This is a genomic window from Salipiger sp. PrR003 (assembly GCF_010500785.1).
In the GTDB taxonomy this organism is placed as follows: Bacteria; Pseudomonadota; Alphaproteobacteria; order Rhodobacterales; family Rhodobacteraceae; genus Salipiger; species Salipiger pacificus_A.
In genome coordinates this window covers 126548-141642 of the sequence record NZ_JAAGOV010000065.1, presented here as the reverse complement: position 1 = coordinate 141642, position 15095 = coordinate 126548, and the positions used below count along the sequence as shown (strand labels likewise).

The 15095-nt window shown below is 67.1% G+C and carries 16 protein-coding genes; 2 read left to right on the top strand and 14 right to left on the bottom strand.

All coding sequences use genetic code 11. The features are described from left to right. Window positions 1-3 precede the first annotated feature (3 nt). Window positions 4-666, bottom strand: coding sequence for a response regulator transcription factor (locus G0D83_RS23125; protein ID WP_164196967.1), 663 nt, complete (start codon window positions 664-666; stop codon window positions 4-6). 286 nt (window positions 667-952) lie between these two features. Between G0D83_RS23125 and G0D83_RS23120 the strand changes: the two genes are divergently transcribed. Beyond that, a complete protein-coding gene (locus G0D83_RS23120) occupies window positions 953-1708 on the top strand; it encodes a L,D-transpeptidase (protein ID WP_164196966.1) in 756 nt (251 codons plus the stop codon). A gap of 139 nt (window positions 1709-1847) precedes the next feature. Next, window positions 1848-2405: a L,D-transpeptidase gene (locus tag G0D83_RS23115; protein WP_108965725.1), complete on the top strand. Its 558-nt coding sequence runs from the start codon at window positions 1848-1850 to the stop codon at window positions 2403-2405. A gap of 94 nt (window positions 2406-2499) precedes the next feature. Here the strand turns inward: G0D83_RS23115 and xylB are convergent, their stop codons facing one another. The 13 genes from xylB to G0D83_RS23050 form a co-directional block, all read right to left on the bottom strand. Then, window positions 2500-3948, bottom strand: a complete 1449-nt coding sequence (gene xylB, locus G0D83_RS23110; RefSeq protein WP_164196965.1) for a xylulokinase — start codon at window positions 3946-3948, stop codon at window positions 2500-2502. A gap of 4 nt (window positions 3949-3952) precedes the next feature. Beyond that, window positions 3953-5419, bottom strand: coding sequence for a mannitol dehydrogenase family protein (locus tag G0D83_RS23105; RefSeq protein WP_164196964.1), 1467 nt, complete (start codon window positions 5417-5419; stop codon window positions 3953-3955). 11 nt (window positions 5420-5430) lie between these two features. Then, window positions 5431-6207, bottom strand: a complete 777-nt coding sequence (locus G0D83_RS23100; protein ID WP_164196963.1) for an L-iditol 2-dehydrogenase — start codon at window positions 6205-6207, stop codon at window positions 5431-5433. Next, window positions 6204-7208 (bottom strand): ABC transporter ATP-binding protein, encoded by a 1005-nt coding sequence (locus G0D83_RS23095; protein WP_164196962.1) that lies wholly within the window; start codon window positions 7206-7208, stop codon window positions 6204-6206. Before G0D83_RS23095 ends, G0D83_RS23100 begins: the two co-directional genes overlap by 4 nt. Before the next feature lie 14 nt (window positions 7209-7222). After that, the gene (locus G0D83_RS23090; RefSeq protein ID WP_164196961.1) at window positions 7223-8053 is read right to left on the bottom strand and encodes a carbohydrate ABC transporter permease; all 831 of its coding nucleotides are present in this window, start codon (window positions 8051-8053) and stop codon (window positions 7223-7225) included. An 85-nt stretch (window positions 8054-8138) separates the two neighbouring features. Continuing rightward, the gene (locus G0D83_RS23085) at window positions 8139-9011 is read right to left on the bottom strand and encodes a carbohydrate ABC transporter permease (protein WP_108965735.1); all 873 of its coding nucleotides are present in this window, start codon (window positions 9009-9011) and stop codon (window positions 8139-8141) included. A gap of 287 nt (window positions 9012-9298) precedes the next feature. Continuing rightward, the gene (locus tag G0D83_RS23080) at window positions 9299-10615 is read right to left on the bottom strand and encodes a sugar ABC transporter substrate-binding protein (protein WP_164196960.1); all 1317 of its coding nucleotides are present in this window, start codon (window positions 10613-10615) and stop codon (window positions 9299-9301) included. A 130-nt stretch (window positions 10616-10745) separates the two neighbouring features. Continuing rightward, window positions 10746-11708 (bottom strand): sugar-binding transcriptional regulator, encoded by a 963-nt coding sequence (locus tag G0D83_RS23075; protein ID WP_164196959.1) that lies wholly within the window; start codon window positions 11706-11708, stop codon window positions 10746-10748. A gap of 2 nt (window positions 11709-11710) precedes the next feature. Next, window positions 11711-12394, bottom strand: a complete 684-nt coding sequence (locus G0D83_RS23070) for an HAD family phosphatase (protein WP_164196958.1) — start codon at window positions 12392-12394, stop codon at window positions 11711-11713. 173 nt (window positions 12395-12567) lie between these two features. Then, the gene (locus tag G0D83_RS23065) at window positions 12568-13365 is read right to left on the bottom strand and encodes an ATP-binding protein (RefSeq protein WP_108967637.1); all 798 of its coding nucleotides are present in this window, start codon (window positions 13363-13365) and stop codon (window positions 12568-12570) included. Window positions 13366-13406: 41 nt separating this feature from the next. Further along, window positions 13407-14333 carry a twin-arginine translocase subunit TatC gene (locus G0D83_RS23060; protein ID WP_164196957.1) on the bottom strand — a complete coding sequence of 309 codons (927 nt, stop codon included), beginning with the start codon at window positions 14331-14333 and terminating at the stop codon, window positions 13407-13409. Next, complete coding sequence (tatB, locus tag G0D83_RS23055) at window positions 14330-14812, bottom strand: Sec-independent protein translocase protein TatB (protein ID WP_164196956.1); 483 nt, start codon at window positions 14810-14812, stop codon at window positions 14330-14332. The genes G0D83_RS23060 and tatB overlap by 4 nt, the downstream gene beginning before the upstream one ends. A 4-nt stretch (window positions 14813-14816) precedes the next feature. Further along, window positions 14817-15032, bottom strand: a complete 216-nt coding sequence (locus tag G0D83_RS23050; protein WP_108965744.1) for a twin-arginine translocase TatA/TatE family subunit — start codon at window positions 15030-15032, stop codon at window positions 14817-14819. Window positions 15033-15095 lie beyond the last annotated feature (63 nt).

Below are 15095 nucleotides of genomic sequence, written 5' to 3'. Positions count from 1 at the left end.
GGCTCATCCCTCGGCGGCGACGCGGTAGCCAAGGCCCCGCACCGTCTCGATGAACCTGCGCCCGAGCTTGGCGCGCAGGTGGTGGACATGGACCTCGACGGTGTTGCTTTCGATCTCCTCCTGCCAGCCGTAGAGCCGCTCTTCCAGTGCCGACTTCGACAGGATCTGCCCAGGGCGTTCCATCAGCGCGTGCAGCACGGCGAACTCGCGGCGCGAGAAGCTGAGCGGCGCGCCGTTGAACTCACCGCGCATCCGCGAGGGGTCGAGCTCGAGCCCGTTCCAGCGCAGAACCGACGCCGCGCGACCCTCGGCGCGGCGCAGGATGGCGCGCAGCCGCGCCGCCAGCTCGTGCAGGTCGAAGGGCTTTCCGAGGTAGTCGTCGGCCCCGGCATCCAGCCCCTCGATCCGGTCGCGCACCTGGTCGCGGGCGGTGAGCAGCAGCACCGGCAACTCCGAGCCGCCCCGGCGGATCTCCGAGAGCAGCTCCAGACCCGAGCCATCGGGCAGCATCAGGTCGAGCACCAGACCGGCGAAGTCCGAGTCCGCTAGCGCCGCGCGCGCGTCGCCCAGCGTGGCCACGGCGTCGGCGGTGAAACCGGACAGGCCGAGGCCGACCGAGAGTCCCTCGGAAAGCACAGGGTCATCCTCGACGATCAAGATGCGCATGAAACCTCCTTGCGCGGGCGGGCTCGCTGGTCAACCTTAAGACTTACTTAAGCACCAATTCCTAGTTGCCTCCGATGTGTCCCAGAGCCTTTCCCCAGCAGCGCGCCGCGCGCGCAGACGCTTTTCCTGTTGCCCGCCCGCCACAGGCTGGCACCGGCCAGCGGACAACCGCCGAATTCACCCTACTTCCGTCCCATCGACGTGACGCCGCGCCCCTCGCTGCGCCACACGCACCCCGGCGCGCAGCCGCCCTGCGCCCCAATTCCAAGAGCAACGGACCCGCCAGATGACAGACACCCTCTCCGGCCGCCTTACACGACGCCTCCCCCTCGCCGCCCTTTCGCTGAGCCTCTTCGGCCTGCTGTCGGCCTGCGCCACCACCTCTGCCCTGCCGCCCAACACGCCCGGCGCGATCACCGACGAGACCCGGATGATGTATGCCGAAGTCCAGGACGGCGACATCACCATCCCGGCGATCGAAGACAAGTACCTGACCGAGGAGAAGAAGCGCCAGGTGGTCGACTACTGGTCCGACGAGAAGCCCGGCACGATCATCGTCGATCCCGGCGCGCGCTGGCTGTACCAGGTCCAGGAGGGCAACACGGCCATGCGCTACTCGGTCGCCGTGGGCGCCGAGGGCCTGGCCTTTTCCGGCAATGCCAATGTGGCGCTGAAACGTCACTGGCCCAACTGGACGCCGACCGCCAACATGATCCGACGTGAGCCCGAGACCTACAAGCCGCTGGCAAACGGGCTTCCGGGCGGGCTCGAGAACCCGCTCGGCGCGCGCGCGCTCTACCTTTACAAGGGCGGCCGCGACACGCTCTACCGGATCCACGGCACCCCCTCGCCCTGGACCGTCGGCCATGCCACCTCCTCGGGCTGTATCCGCATGTTCAACCAGGATTCGCTCCACCTCTACGAGAACACCCCCAAGGGCACCAAGGTCGTGGTCCTGCCCGCGGAGCGCTCCGGCGAAGGGACCGTGCCGCCCTCTGACATGCTGTCGATGAGCGGCGATGTCGTGGACAGCGGCGCCTGATCCGCGACAAGTGCCCACGCGGGATCGCATTCGCGTGAGGCGCGGCAGGCGGCGGTGAAAGCTTAAGCTTCGGTTAAGCAGGGGCCGGTCTCACGCGGCAAGGACGGGGCATACCCCCGCCACAAGACAGGAGACCAAGATGAGCCCCTCGCTGACCCGCCGCGCCGCCCTGCGCGGCTCCTTCGCCGCCGCCTCGCTGCTGGCCACCCCCGCGCTGCTGCACGCGCAGGGCGCCTCGCGCCGCAACGCCTCGAGCTGGGTGCGGCAGGACTGGCGCGACCATTTCGACACGCTGGGCAAGGCCACGCTCGTTGCCGATACCGCCTCGCGCACCCTGCACTACTGGAATTCGGACGGCGGCGATTACCGCGCCTACCCAACCTCGGTGCCCCTGACCGAGGAGCTGACCAAGCGCGGCTACACATCGATCGTGCGCAAGAAGGTCGGCCCGTCCTGGACCCCGACCGCCTCGCAGATGGAACGCTACCCGGATTGGAAGCCGATCGGCCCCGGCCCCGAGAACCCGCTCGGCACGCATGCCATGTACCTCAGCTGGCCCGCCTACATCATCCACGGCACCCATGACACCCGCAAGATCGGCCGCCCCTCGTCGGACGGCTGCATCGGGCTCTACAACGAGAAGATCGCCGAGCTGTTCCAGCTCTGCCCGGTGGGCACACAGGTGCGGGTGATCTGAGGCTCCGCTTCCAGAGGTGCAGTACCCGTCCCCGCCGCCCCTTGCGGCTCCGGCGGGGATCGTCTTGCGCGGAAGGAAACGCCTGACCGGGCGGTCACTGGATCTCGCGGATCACCCGATAGGCCGGGCCGAAGCGACGGTATGCGGCCTCATAGGCGTCCACCAGCTCGGCCACGGGCTCGATCACCTCGGCGGTGGCGGGCGGGGTGATCACCTCTTCGGGCGCGGCGCCGGTGGCGGCGAGCTGGCCGAGCCGGGCGGCGCCGAGTGCGGCGCCGAACTCTCCCGAAGCCGGCAGGTGCAGCGGCATGTTCAGAACCGTCGCGATGAGTCGCAGCCAGTACCGAGAGCGGCTGCCGCCGCCGATCGCCAGCAGGTGGCCGAGCTCCGCCTTGGCACCGCGCAACGCCTCGGCGCTGTCGCGCAATCCGAAGGCGACGCCCTCGAGCACCGCACGGGTCATGTCGTCTCGCCCGGTCTCGGCGCCGAGCCCGGTAAAGGCGCCGCGGATCATGGCATCGTTGTGCGGCGTGCGCTCCCCCGACAGATACGGCAGGAAGCGCACCCGGCCCGGCGGCTGCAGCGCCTCGCCCAGGGGCGCGGTCAACTCGGCGGGCCGCATCCCCGCAATGCGGGCGAGCCAGTTGAGGCTGTCGGTGCAGGAGAGCATCACCCCCATCTGGTACCAGCGCCCCGGCACCGCATGGCAGAAGGTGTGCAGCGCACTGCCGGGCAGCGGGTGGTAGCCGCTGCGCGCCGCGAGCAGCACGCCCGAGGTGCCCAGCGAAACGAACCCCTGCCCCTCGTCGAGCGCGCCGGTGCCGCAGGCCGCGGCCGCATTGTCGCCTGCCCCGCCAGCGACGGTGACCTGCGGGCCGAGCCCCCAGGCCTGCGCCAGCGCCGGGCGCAGGCGGCCGGCCGCCGCGCACCCCTCGACCAGCCGGGGCATCTGCGCGCGTGCCATGTGCCCGGCCTCGAGCAACGTCTCGGACCAGTCGCGCGCGCCGGTGTCGAGCCAGGCACTGCCGGCGCTGTCGGACATGTCGGCCACGTGATCGCCGGTCAGGTAGAGGTTGAGATAGGCCGCCGGCAGCAGCACCTTGGCGACCTGCGAAAAGATCTCGGGCTCATGCGCGCGCACCCATTCGAGCTTGGGCGCGGTGAAGCCGGGAAAGACGATATTGCCCGAGAGCGCGCGGAACGCCGGGATGGCATCGAGCTGCGCGGCCTCGGCAAAGGCGCGGGTGTCGTTCCAGAGGATGCAGGGGCGCAGCACCGCGTCATCTGGCCCCAACAGGACCGCGCCGTGCATGTGCCCCGCGACGCCGATGCCGCGCAGCCCTGCCCAGGCCGGGTGATCGCGCAGCTCGCTCAACGCCCCCTCGAGCGCGGCAATCCAGTCGGAAGGGTCTTGCTCGGACCAGCCGGGATGCGGGTGGCGCGCCTCATAATGGCGCTCGGCGCTGGCGACGGGCACCCCGGCCGCGTCGCAGAGCAGCGCCCGGAGGCCGGAGGTCCCGAGGTCGATGCCGAGATAGGACATGAGATCAGCCGTTCAAATAGGTTTCGATGCTGCGCCGAGCGCCATCGGACCAGAGCAGATGCAGCCACTTCGAGAAACTCTCTTCGAAGCGCGCATCCCCCTGGACCTCGCCGTAGACCGCGCGCTGCGTCAGCCAGACCGCGGGGGTCTCGCGGGCCTGCGCCGCCAGGGCGGTCAGGGACTCCCAGTTGGGATCGTTCGGCGCGATCTCGGTGCCGTCCTCGAAGCTGCCCGCGCAGTAGCGGCACCAGAGCGCGCTTTCCAGCGCCAGCCCCTCGATCGGCGTGCCCTTGCGCAGCCCGTCGGCAATCGAGGGCACGATGAACTTCGGCTGGCGGTTCGACCCGTCGAGGCAAAGCCTGCGGATCGTGTCCTTGACCGCCGGGTTGGCAAAGCGCCCCTCGATCAGTTCAAGGTAGGCTGGCGGCGCGAACTCGGGCACCGGCGCAACATGCGGCAGGATTTCCTCGGTCTCGACCTTCCGCAAGTAGGCGCTGACCAGCGGGTGCGCCATGGCGTCATCGGCGAATTCGCAGCCGAGCAGCGCGCCGGCATAGGCGATGATCGCATGCCCGCCGTTGAGGATGCGGATCTTCATCCGCTCGTAGTCATGCACATCCGCGGTGAAGGTCACCCCCACCTCCTCGAGCCGCGGGCGGCCTTGCGGGAAATGGTCCTCGAGCACCCATTGCCGGAAGGGCTCGCAGGTCACCGGCACCGGATCGTCGAGGTCGAAGTCACGCGCCAGCGCGCGCTCGCCTTCGCCGGTCGCGGGTGTGATGCGGTCGACCATGGAGTTCGGAAAGGCGACATTGGTCTCGATCCACAGCGCGAAGTCGGGGTCCGACAGCCGCGCCGTGCCCGCCACCGCGTCGCGGGTCACCTCGCCATTGCCGGGGATATTGTCGCAGCTCATCACGGTAAAGGGTGGCAGTCCCGCCGTGCGGCGCGCCTTGAGCGCGGCGACGATGGCGCCGAAGACGGTCTTCGGGCGTTCGGGCGCGGCGCCATCGGCAAGGATGTCGGGATGGCTGGGATCGAAGGTGCCGGTGGTGGCATCGACGTAGTAGCCGCCCTCGGTCACCGTCAGCGAGACGATCCGGGTCGCGGGATCAGCCATGCGGTCGATGAGCGGGCCGTTCTCGGGGTCGACCGGGCAGAAGTCCACCATGGCGCCGATGATCCGCGGGCGCGGACCCGAGGGGTCGAGTTCGATCACCGTCGAGAGGTAGTCCTGCGCCGCCAGCGCATCGCGCATCTTGCCATCTGGCGCGCGCACGCCGGCGCCGCAGATCGCCCAGTCATGGTCCAGCCCCTTGGCGAAGAGGTCGTCGAGGTAGACGGCCTGATGCGCGCGGTGGAAATTTCCAAGGCCGACGTGCACGATGCCCGGCGTCAGGGAGGACCGGTCGTAAGCCGGGCGGGAGATGCGGGGATCAAGCGCGTCAAGCGCGCCGGTGTGGAGTTTCATGAGACTCTCCGTCAGCTCATCCATTGGCCGCCGTCGACGTTGTAGGTCTGGGCGACGATGTAGTCGGCCTCGTCCGAGGCAAGAAAGACGGCCATGCCGGTGAGATCCTCGGCACGGCCCATGCGGCCGTAGGGCACGGCCGCGCCGACCTCGCGCTTCTTCTGGCCGAGCGGCTTGTTCTCGTACTTGGCGAAAAAGGCATCGACACCGTCCCAATGCTCGCCATCGACCACGCCGGGGGCGATGGCGTTGACGTTGATGCCGTGCTCGATGAGGTTCAGCGCCGCCGATTGCGTCAGGCTGATCACCGCCGCCTTGGACGCGCAGTAGACCGCTACCAAGGGCTCGCCACGGCGTCCGGCCTGGCTTGCCATGTTGATGATCCGCCCCCCGCCGCCGCGCTCAATCATGTGTTTCGCCACGGCCTGCATGGTGAAAAGCACGCCGGCGACGTTGATGTCGAAGACCCGGGCGTACTCGGCGCGGGTGATCTCGACCAGCGGAGCGGCGCTAAAGAGCGCGGCGTTGTTGACCAGGATGTCGATGCGACCAAGCCGGGCGACGGTCTCGGCGACCGCGCTGTCGATGCTGGCCTGATCGGTGACATCCATGTGCACCGCGACCACCCCCTCGCCGAGCGCTGCCGCCGTGGCCTCGGCCCGCGCAAGGTCGATGTCGGCAATCGCCACCTTCGCCCCCTCGCGCAGGTAAGCCTCGGCGAAGGCCGCGCCGATGCCGCGGGCCGCGCCGGTGATCAAGGCGCATTTGCCCTGCAGGCGCGTTGTCATGCCCGCAGCCCCTGCTTGTCGAAGCGGTGCAGCTTGCTTTCGTCCGGGGTCAGGAAGATGCGGTCGCCATGACGCACGGGCATTTCGCCGTCCACCCGCACGGTCAGCGGCTCGTCGCCCAGCCCGTGGTCATGCACATGCAGGAAGGTGTCGGACCCGAGATGCTCGGCCACGCCCACGGTGCCCTGCCAGAGGCCACCCTCGGTCGACGCCGCAAGATGCTCGGGGCGGATGCCGATGGTCGCGACGCCGTGCTTCTCGGCCTCCGCGCCGCGGATCAGGTTCATCTTCGGCGAGCCGATGAAGCCCGCGACGAACTCGTTCTGCGGCCTGTGGTAGAGGTCCAGCGGCGAGCCGACCTGCTCGATGTTGCCGGCGCGCAGCACGACGATCTTGTCGGCCATGGTCATGGCTTCGACCTGGTCGTGGGTCACGTAGATCATCGTTGTCTTGAGCGCGTTGTGCAGCTCCGAGATCTCGAGCCGCATGTTCACCCGCAGCGCCGCGTCGAGGTTCGACAGCGGCTCGTCGAAGAGAAAGGCCGAAGGCTCGCGCACGATGGCCCGCCCGATGGCAACGCGCTGACGCTGACCGCCCGAGAGCTGGCCGGGGCGCCGGTCGAGGTAGTCGGTCAGGTTGAGCGATTTCGCCGCCGCGTCGATACGGCGGTTCTGCTCGTCCTGCGGCATCCCGGCCATCTTCATCGGAAAGGCGATGTTCTTGCGCACCGACATGTGCGGGTAGAGCGCGTAGCTCTGGAACACCATGGCCAGTCCGCGCTTCGCGGGGGGCATGTTGGTGGCGTCCGCGCCGTCGATGCGGATCTGGCCCGAGGTCACGTCTTCGAGCCCGGCGATCAGCCGCAGCAGCGTGGACTTGCCGCAGCCCGAGGGGCCGACGAAGACCACGAATTCGCCGTCGTCGATGGTCAGATCCAGAGGCGGGATGACGTTCACGTCACCGAAGCTCTTGGTCACCTTGTCGAGGGTGATGCGTCCCATGTCTGGCTCCTATCTTATTTCACCGCGCCGAAGGTCAGGCCGCGGACAAGTTGCTTCTGGCTGAACCAGCCCATGATGAGGATCGGCGCGATGGCCATGGTCGAGGCCGCCGAGAGCTTGGCGTAGAACAGGCCCTCGGGGGACGAGTAGCTGGCGATGAAGGCGGTGAGCGGCGCCGCCCTGGCCGCTGTCAGGTTCAGCGTCCAGAAGGCCTCGTTCCACGCCAGGATGATGTTGAGCAGCAGGGTCGAGGCGATCCCGGGCACCGCCATCGGCGTCAGAACGTGGATCAGCTCGTTCTTCAGCGAAGCGCCGTCCATCCGCGCGGCCTCGAGGATCTCGCCGGGGATCTCCTTGAAGTAGGTGTAGAGCATCCACACGATGATCGGCAGGTTGATCAGCGTCAGCACGATGACCAGACCAAGGCGTGTGTCGAGCAGCCCGAGGTTGCGGAAGATCAGGTAGATCGGCACCAGCACACCGACGGGGGGCAGCATCTTGGTGCTCAGCATCCACATCAGCACGTCCTTGGTGCGCTTGCCGGGCACGAAGGCCATGGCCCAGGCCGCCGGGATGGCGATGGCGAGGCCGATCAACGTCGAGCCCAGAGAGATCACCACCGAGTTCCAGAAGTGCCGGAAGTAGTTCGACCGCTCCTGCACCGTGGCGTAGCTCTCGAAGGTCCAGGCCGAGCTCAGCACCTCGAAGGGCGTCTTGATCGCGTCACCCTCGGATTTGAACGAGAGGATGAATATCCACAGGATCGGGAAGAAGATCGCGAGCCCCACGAGCCAGGCCAGCACGGTCACCACGGCCTTGCGCCGGTTTGTCACTTTGCGTGCCATGTCATCCCCTCCCACTCAGTTTGTCGATAATTTGCAGGGCCTTGGCGGCACTGCCCGCGCGCGGATTTGCAGGTACCGGCATCGCTCAGGTCTCCAGGTTCTTGCCGATCATCCGCATCAGGAAGATCGCCACGATATTGGCGAGAATGATCGCCACCACGCCCCCGGCCGAGCCGCCGCCCACGTCGAACTGCAGCAGCGACTGCATGTAGATGAGGTAGGTGAGGTTGGTGGAGGCCACGCCCGGCCCACCGTTGGTGGTCACGAGGATTTCGGCGAAGACCGACAGCAGGAAGATGGTCTGGATCAGGATGACCACGGTGATCGCCCGCGCCAGGTGCGGCAGCATGATGTAGAAGAAGCGCGACAGCGGTCCCGCCCCGTCCATCTCGGCGGCCTCGAGCTGTTCCTGGTCGAGCGACTGCAGCGCGGTCAGCAGGATCAGCGTCGCGAAGGGCAGCCATTGCCAGCTGACAATAAAGATGATCGAGCCAAGCGGCGCCTGCGCGAGGAAGTCATAGGGCTGCAGGCCGAAGAATTTCGCCAGATGGGCGAAGAGCCCGTTCACCGGGTTCATGAACATGTTCTTCCACACCAGCGCCGAGACGGTAGGCATGACGAAGAAGGGCGCGATCACCAGGATGCGCACGATGCCCTGCCCCCAGAACGGCTGGTCCATCAGCAGCGCCAGCAGCGTGCCGCCGATCGTGGTGATCAGCAGCACCCCGCCGACCAGCAGCAGCGTGTTCCACAGCGCCGCGGTGAAGGCGGGATCGGTCAGGAAGAACTTGTAGTTGGTCCAACCGGTGAACTCTTCCATCCCCGGCATCAGCAGGTTGTAGCGCAGGAAGGAGAAATAGAGCGTCATCGACAGCGGCACGATCATCCAGCCGAGCAGCAGCAGGACCGCGGGCGAGATCATGAGCCGGGCAGCGGCGCGGGAAGCTTTGGTGGCCATGGCCTGTCTCCCTGGGACTTGGGGCTTGGGTATCGGGTCTTTGGGGTGGGGAATGGGTGCTTCCGGGGCGCCCGCGCTGGGGTGGGCCTGCGCGCGTTGCCCCGGAAGCAGTGGACACCGACCGACCGCCGCCGCCCGGGTGAGCACGGGAGGCGCGGAGCCCCAGGGCGCGGTCTTGCGCCGCGTTTCCGGGGTCGGCCGGGCCGGGTGTGCCATCGGACCTGGAGGAGGCGGGCCCGTCGATCCCCGGAGGGCCCGCCGGTCCGTGGCTGTCCGCGAGGCGCGGCTTACTTGATGTAGCCGGCCTTCATCATCTCACGCTCGGTGAGCATCTGCGCCGACTGCAGCGCCTGTTCGGCCGTCACCTGCCCCGCGAGCGCGGCAGAGAACTGCTGGCCGACCGCGGTGCCGAGCCCCTGGAATTCGGGGATGGCGACGAACTGGACACCCACGTAGGGCACTTCGTCGACGGTCGGGTTCTGCGGATCGGCCGCGTTGATCGACTCCAGCGTCATCTCGGCGAAAGGCGCGGCTTCGAGATACTCGGGGTTCTCGTAGAGCGAGGTGCGGGTGCCCGGCGGCACGTTCGCCCAGCCCTCTTTCTCGGCCACGAGCGCGAGGTACTCTTTCGAGGTCGCCCATTCGACGAAGGCCTTGGCCGCGTCTTCCTTCTGGGTGCCGGCGGGGATGCCGAGGTTCCAGGCCCAGAGCCAGTTGCCGCGCTTGCCGAGACCGTTGTCGGGCGCCAGAGCGAAACCGACCTGGTCGGCCACCGAGGAATCCTCGGCATTGGTCACGAAGGAGGCCGCCACGGTGGCGTCGATCCACATGCCGCATTTGCCCGACTGGAACAGCGCGAGGTTTTCGTTGAAGCCGTTAGACGAGGCACCCGGCGGGCCGTAGTTGTTCATCAGGTCGAGATAGTCGGTCAGCGTCGCCTTCCACTCGGGGCTGTCGAACTGCGGCTTCCAGTCCATGTCGAACCAGCGCGCGCCATAGGAGTTGGACATGGCGGTCAGGAAGGCCATGTTCTCGCCCCAGCCGGCCTTGCCGCGCAGGCAGATGCCATAGACTTCGCCTTCCTTGTCGGTCATCGCCGCCGCGGCTTCCTTGATGAAGTCCCAGGTCGGCGCCTCGGGCATCTCGAGCCCGGCAGCCTCCATCAGGTCCTTGCGGTACATGACCATCGAGCTTTCGCCGTAGAAGGGCGCGGCATAGAGATTGCCGTCAACCGTCAGACCGCCGCGGATGGCGGGCAGGATGTCATCGGCATCGTAGCTTTCGGGCAGGTCATCGAGGCTGACCAGCCAGCCGCGCTCGCCCCAGATCGGAACCTCGTAGGTGCCGATGGTCATCACGTCGAACTGACCGCCCTTGGTGGCCACGTCCTGGGTCACGCGCTGGCGCAGCACGTTCTCTTCCAGCGTCACCCATTCGACTTTGATGTCGGGGTGCGCCTCGTAGAAGGCGTCCATCAGACCCTGCATGCGGATCATATCGCCGTTGTTCACCGTCGCGACGGTGATCGTGGTCTCTGCAAGCGCCGCAGTGCCGAGGGCACCCAAAGCGCACGCGCCCATGAGAGCGCGGATGGTAACTGACATGAGAAATCCTCCCTGAATTCCGACACTGGGCTTGCGCTCGCTCTCCCTTTGGTGAGCAACTGCCCGCGTGATGGGCAAATGCTCACTCAAAGCCATGAGTCGAGTCAAGCCCATTTTGGACGCAGAGCCTTTAAGAAGTGCTGAGGATTTCCGCGGCGGTGAGTTCGTCGGTGATCAGGCCCTGGATCAAATGCCCCTTAAGAGCGGCCCGCAAGGCCTTGATCTTGCTGACACCTCCGGCAACGCAGATCACCGGATTCTGGTTCTGCGGCACGCGCACGCCAACCATGAATTCATTGACAGGATGATCGAGGTAACGCCCTTCGGCGTCAAAGACATGCCCCCCAAGTTCCCCGGCGGCCCCTGCCGCGAGCAGGCTAGAGAGCTCTTCGGCGGTGATAAACCCGTCGACGAGGAGCGGTGCATCATCCGCCATCTGGCCGATTCCGACGATCGTCACATCCGCCTCCTTGGCCAGCGCGCGCGAGCTCACCACATGCGGCAAGCTGCGGTAGGTCGCGAATTCCTCGGCGTCGCGGGCCATCACCGGCACCGACATCGGGTAGTGCGGCGCGCCGGTCTTGTCGGCGATGCGCATGATGACCTCGTAGAAGGAGGCCGAGCCGTCGGGCGCCACGTTGCCGATCAGCGAGACCATGCGGTGGTGCCCGGCCGAAATGGTCTGCATCTGGTCGATCATCGCCCGCAGCGTCCGCCCGGTGCCGAGCGCGATGAGCTGCGGCGTCTCCTGCGCGAAGATCCGTTCCATCTCGGCGGCGGCAAAGGGCGCGATGGCGCGCAGCGCGTCCTGCCCCGAATCCGCCCGCGGTGCGACGCGCGCGCGCGACAGCCCGAAGCGCTGGCGCAGCCCGCGTTCGAGCTCGAGACAGTCGGCGATCGGATGGTCGATGCGGACCTTCACCAGACCCTCGGCCACGGCCCGGGCCACCAGGCGCTGCGCGCGCTGGCGCGAGATGCCAAGCTCATCGGCGATCTGGTCTTGCCGCAGCCCCCCCACGTAGTAGAGCCAGGCCGCGCGCGCCGCCAGATCGTCGGGAGAGGCGTCATCGCTGTCGAGGGTGCGCAGGGCCATGGTCACGTGCCTGTGAGAAAGAGATCAGGGGCAAGATGCGGGAGTTCCGCGAAACTTGCAAATTGACGGTGCGGCAGCGTCTGGGGGTCCTGCGGCACCGCCCCGTTCGCAAGGTGGCTGCCGCCGGTGAACTGCCAGACCGCCATGCCCGCCGCCAGCCCCGCGCCGATGCCGGCCAAGGAATCCTCGATCAGCAGGCAGCGCTCCGGGGGCACGCCTGCCTTTTCGGCGGCGCGCAGCGGCAGGTCGGGCGCGGGCTTGCCGCGTTTGACCTCAGAGGCCGTGGTGATCCGCCCCTCGAAGGCCGCCGTCAGCCCGGTCATCGCAAGGCTCGCGGCAACCCGCGCCGGGCTCGAACTGGTGGCAAGGCAATAGGGCACCGCGAGCGCCCCGAGGACCTCGCGCAGGTGCGGCATGACTTTCAGCCCCTCGGCCTCGAAGGCGGCGATGAGCCGGGCGCGGTAGTCGGCCTCGAAGCCAGCGGGCAGCGTGATGCCGAATTCCTCGCGGATCTGCGCGATCACCGTGGGGTAGCTGCGGCCAAGGAAATGCCGCGCGACATAGGGGATGTCTACCGTGACGCCCTGCTGCGCCAGTTCGGTCACCAGCATGCGCAGCGAGATGATCTCGCTGTCCACGACGACACCGTCGAAATCAAACAGCACCAGCTCTATCGGCTGCGACATGCCTAGGCCCCCAAAAAGTCTTGCGCATTTCGCCCAAAGGCGCACCCGGCTGCAACCTCGGAGTCGCGCATTTCCGAAAAGACGAGAGGGCGCGCGATGGCAAAGAGGGCCGGAAAAAAGGCCGGGGAAGATCCCCGGCCCTTTGCTTTCTCGTCGAATACCCGATCCCGGCCTCAGCCGATCGTCACGCCCTTGCGCCCCGCGAGATCGAGGAAATACTGCCAGGCCACCCGGCCCGAGCGGGCGCCGCGCGTCGCCTGCCATTCGATCGCCTCGGCGCGCAGCGTCTCGTCGTCGATCTCGACGCCGTGCTCGGTGCAGTAGCCACGGATCATCGCCAGGTACTCGTCCTGCGTGCAGGGATGGAAGCCCAGCCAGAGCCCGAAACGGTCCGACAGCGAGACCTTCTCCTCGACCGCCTCGGAGGGGTTGATCGAGGTGCTGCGCTCGTTCTCGATCATGTCGCGCGGCATCAGGTGCCTGCGGTTCGAGGTGGCGTAGAAGAGCACGTTCTCGGGCCGCCCCTCGATGCCGCCGTCCAGCACCGCCTTGAGGCTCTTGTAATGCTGGTCGTCATGGCTGAAAGACAGGTCATCGCAGAAGAGCACGAAGCGGTACGGCGCGCCGCGCAGAAGGTTCAGCAACCGGCCCACCGAGGGCAGGTCCTCGCGCTGCAGCTCGACCAGTTTCAGCGGCTGCCCCTTCGCACGAACCTCGGCGTGCACTGCCTTGACAATGCTCGATTTTCCCATCCCGCGCGCGCCCCACAGAAGGGCGTTGTTGGCGGGCAGCCCGCGGGCGAACTGCAGCGTGTTGGACAGCAGCGTGTCGCGCGAGCGGTCGATGCCGACAAGCAGTTTGAGGTCGATCCGGTTCACCTGCGGAACCGGCTCGAGCCGGTCCGGCTCGGTGTGCCAGACAAAGGCATCCGCCGCACCGAACTCCGGTGCGGCAAGAGGCGCCGGAGCCATTCGCTCCAGCGCCTCCGCGATGCGTTTCAACGCGTTCTTCTTCACGTGGTGCGGTCCTCCTCGACCTCTTCCTCGTCATCTTCGAACCACAGGCCCTGGGCACGCAGCTCCTTCTCGCGCTTCTTCTCGACCAGTCGGACGAGGAAGATCGAGATCTCGTAAAGCCCGTAGACCACCACGAAGAGGATCACCTGCGTGGTCACATCCGGCGGGGTGACCAGCGCGGCCAGCACGAGGATCGCGACCACGGCGTATTTGCGCACCGAGCCCAGGCCCGCGGCCGAAACCAGCCCGGCCTTGCCCATCAGCGTCAGCAGCACCGGCAACTGGAAGCACAGGCCAAAGGCGACGATGAACTTCAGCGTGATGTCGAGGCTTTCATTCACCTTGCCGAAGAAGGTGATCTTCATGCCCTCGGCGGTCTCGGGCACGACGGCGGTGTCCGCAGGCAGATCGGCGGGCATGCCGTCGGTCGCGCGCTGCAGCAGGTCGGCGAAGATCGAGCTCACGTCGGCAAAACCGAGGAAGAACTGCATCGCCAGCGGCGTCACGATGAAATGGGCAAAGCTCGCGCCAAGCAGGAACATGATCGGCGAGGCGATCATGAACGGCAGGAAGGCGTTCTTCTCGGATTTGTAGAGCCCCGGCGCGACGAAGCGCCAGAGCTGGAACGAGATCACCGGGAAGGCCAGGCCGAAGCCGAAGACCATCGAGATGCGGAACAGCGTGAACAGGTATTCCTGCGGCGAGGTGTACTGCATGGTGGGCGACGGATCGCCAAGCGCGCGCAGCGTCTCCTCGATCGGGCCCAGCAGAAATTGCAGCAGCGGCTCGGCCACGGTGAAGGCCAGCACGATGCCCACGATGAACGCCAGAACAGCCCGGATGAGCCGCGTGCGCAGCTCAGCCAGGTGCTCGATCAGCGGCGCCGAGCTGTCGTCGATTTCGTCATGGTCCAGCTGGCTCATGCGTCACCGTCTTTCTTAAGGTGCGATTCCAGCTCCTCGGCCTTCTTCGCGGACTCTTCTGCGCGCTTCATCGCCGCTTCCGCCTCGCGCTTCTGGCGCTCGGCGGCGGCGCGGGCGGCGCCAGCCTCGATCTTCTGCTTGTTCGCGGCCCGCTCGGTCTCGAGCGCGCCGGGATCCTCTTTCAGCCCCTCGGTCTTCTTCGGGGGCGTGGGGTCGGTCATCGACTTGGCGGCATCGCGCACCCCGTCCATGGCCGAGCTCATTGGGTTGGTCGCCGTCTTGAGGGTCTTGGCCACGTCGCGCACGCCCGCCTCGTCCGCCGCGTCGTTCATCGCGCGGCTGAACTCGCGCGCCATGCCGCGCGCCTTGCCCATGAAGCGACCTACATTGCGGAACAGCACCGGCAGATCCTTGGGGCCCACGACAATGAGCGCCACGATCCCGATGACCATGAGTTCCGACCAGCCAAGATCGAACATGGGATCAGACCTTGTCCTTCTCGCTCTCCGGGGTCACGTCCTTGGCCCCGTCGGCTTTTTCGTCCTCGAGTTCCTTCGAGCCCTCGCTCACGCCCTTCTTGAAGGCGGTGATGCCCTTGCCGACCTCGCCCATGAGGTTCGAAATCTTGCCGCGGCCGAAAAGAACCAGCACCACGACGGCGATGAGCAGAAGGCCCGGAAGGCCGATGTTGTTGAGCATGTCCTTAGTCTCCCTTAGGCCGCTCCAACCCTGTGCGGGCGTCCCCGAAGCGGCGCGTCGAAA

Bases quoted from the DNA above. Each gene is read 5' to 3' on its own strand.
- G0D83_RS23125 (WP_164196967.1), bottom strand. From the start codon at position 666: ATGCGCATCTTGATCGTCGAGGATGACCCTGTGCTTTCCGAGGGACTC.
- G0D83_RS23120 (WP_164196966.1), top strand. From the start codon at position 953: ATGACAGACACCCTCTCCGGCCGCCTTACACGACGCCTCCCCCTCGCC.
- G0D83_RS23115 (WP_108965725.1), top strand. From the start codon at position 1,848: ATGAGCCCCTCGCTGACCCGCCGCGCCGCCCTGCGCGGCTCCTTCGCC.
- xylB (WP_164196965.1), bottom strand. From the start codon at position 3,948: ATGTCCTATCTCGGCATCGACCTCGGGACCTCCGGCCTCCGGGCGCTG.
- G0D83_RS23105 (WP_164196964.1), bottom strand. From the start codon at position 5,419: ATGAAACTCCACACCGGCGCGCTTGACGCGCTTGATCCCCGCATCTCC.
- G0D83_RS23100 (WP_164196963.1), bottom strand. From the start codon at position 6,207: ATGACAACGCGCCTGCAGGGCAAATGCGCCTTGATCACCGGCGCGGCC.
- G0D83_RS23095 (WP_164196962.1), bottom strand. From the start codon at position 7,208: ATGGGACGCATCACCCTCGACAAGGTGACCAAGAGCTTCGGTGACGTG.
- G0D83_RS23090 (WP_164196961.1), bottom strand. From the start codon at position 8,053: ATGGCACGCAAAGTGACAAACCGGCGCAAGGCCGTGGTGACCGTGCTG.
- G0D83_RS23085 (WP_108965735.1), bottom strand. From the start codon at position 9,011: ATGGCCACCAAAGCTTCCCGCGCCGCTGCCCGGCTCATGATCTCGCCC.
- G0D83_RS23080 (WP_164196960.1), bottom strand. From the start codon at position 10,615: ATGTCAGTTACCATCCGCGCTCTCATGGGCGCGTGCGCTTTGGGTGCC.
- G0D83_RS23075 (WP_164196959.1), bottom strand. From the start codon at position 11,708: ATGGCCCTGCGCACCCTCGACAGCGATGACGCCTCTCCCGACGATCTG.
- G0D83_RS23070 (WP_164196958.1), bottom strand. From the start codon at position 12,394: ATGTCGCAGCCGATAGAGCTGGTGCTGTTTGATTTCGACGGTGTCGTC.
- G0D83_RS23065 (WP_108967637.1), bottom strand. From the start codon at position 13,365: ATGGCTCCGGCGCCTCTTGCCGCACCGGAGTTCGGTGCGGCGGATGCC.
- G0D83_RS23060 (WP_164196957.1), bottom strand. From the start codon at position 14,333: ATGAGCCAGCTGGACCATGACGAAATCGACGACAGCTCGGCGCCGCTG.
- tatB (WP_164196956.1), bottom strand. From the start codon at position 14,812: ATGTTCGATCTTGGCTGGTCGGAACTCATGGTCATCGGGATCGTGGCG.
- G0D83_RS23050 (WP_108965744.1), bottom strand. From the start codon at position 15,032: ATGCTCAACAACATCGGCCTTCCGGGCCTTCTGCTCATCGCCGTCGTG.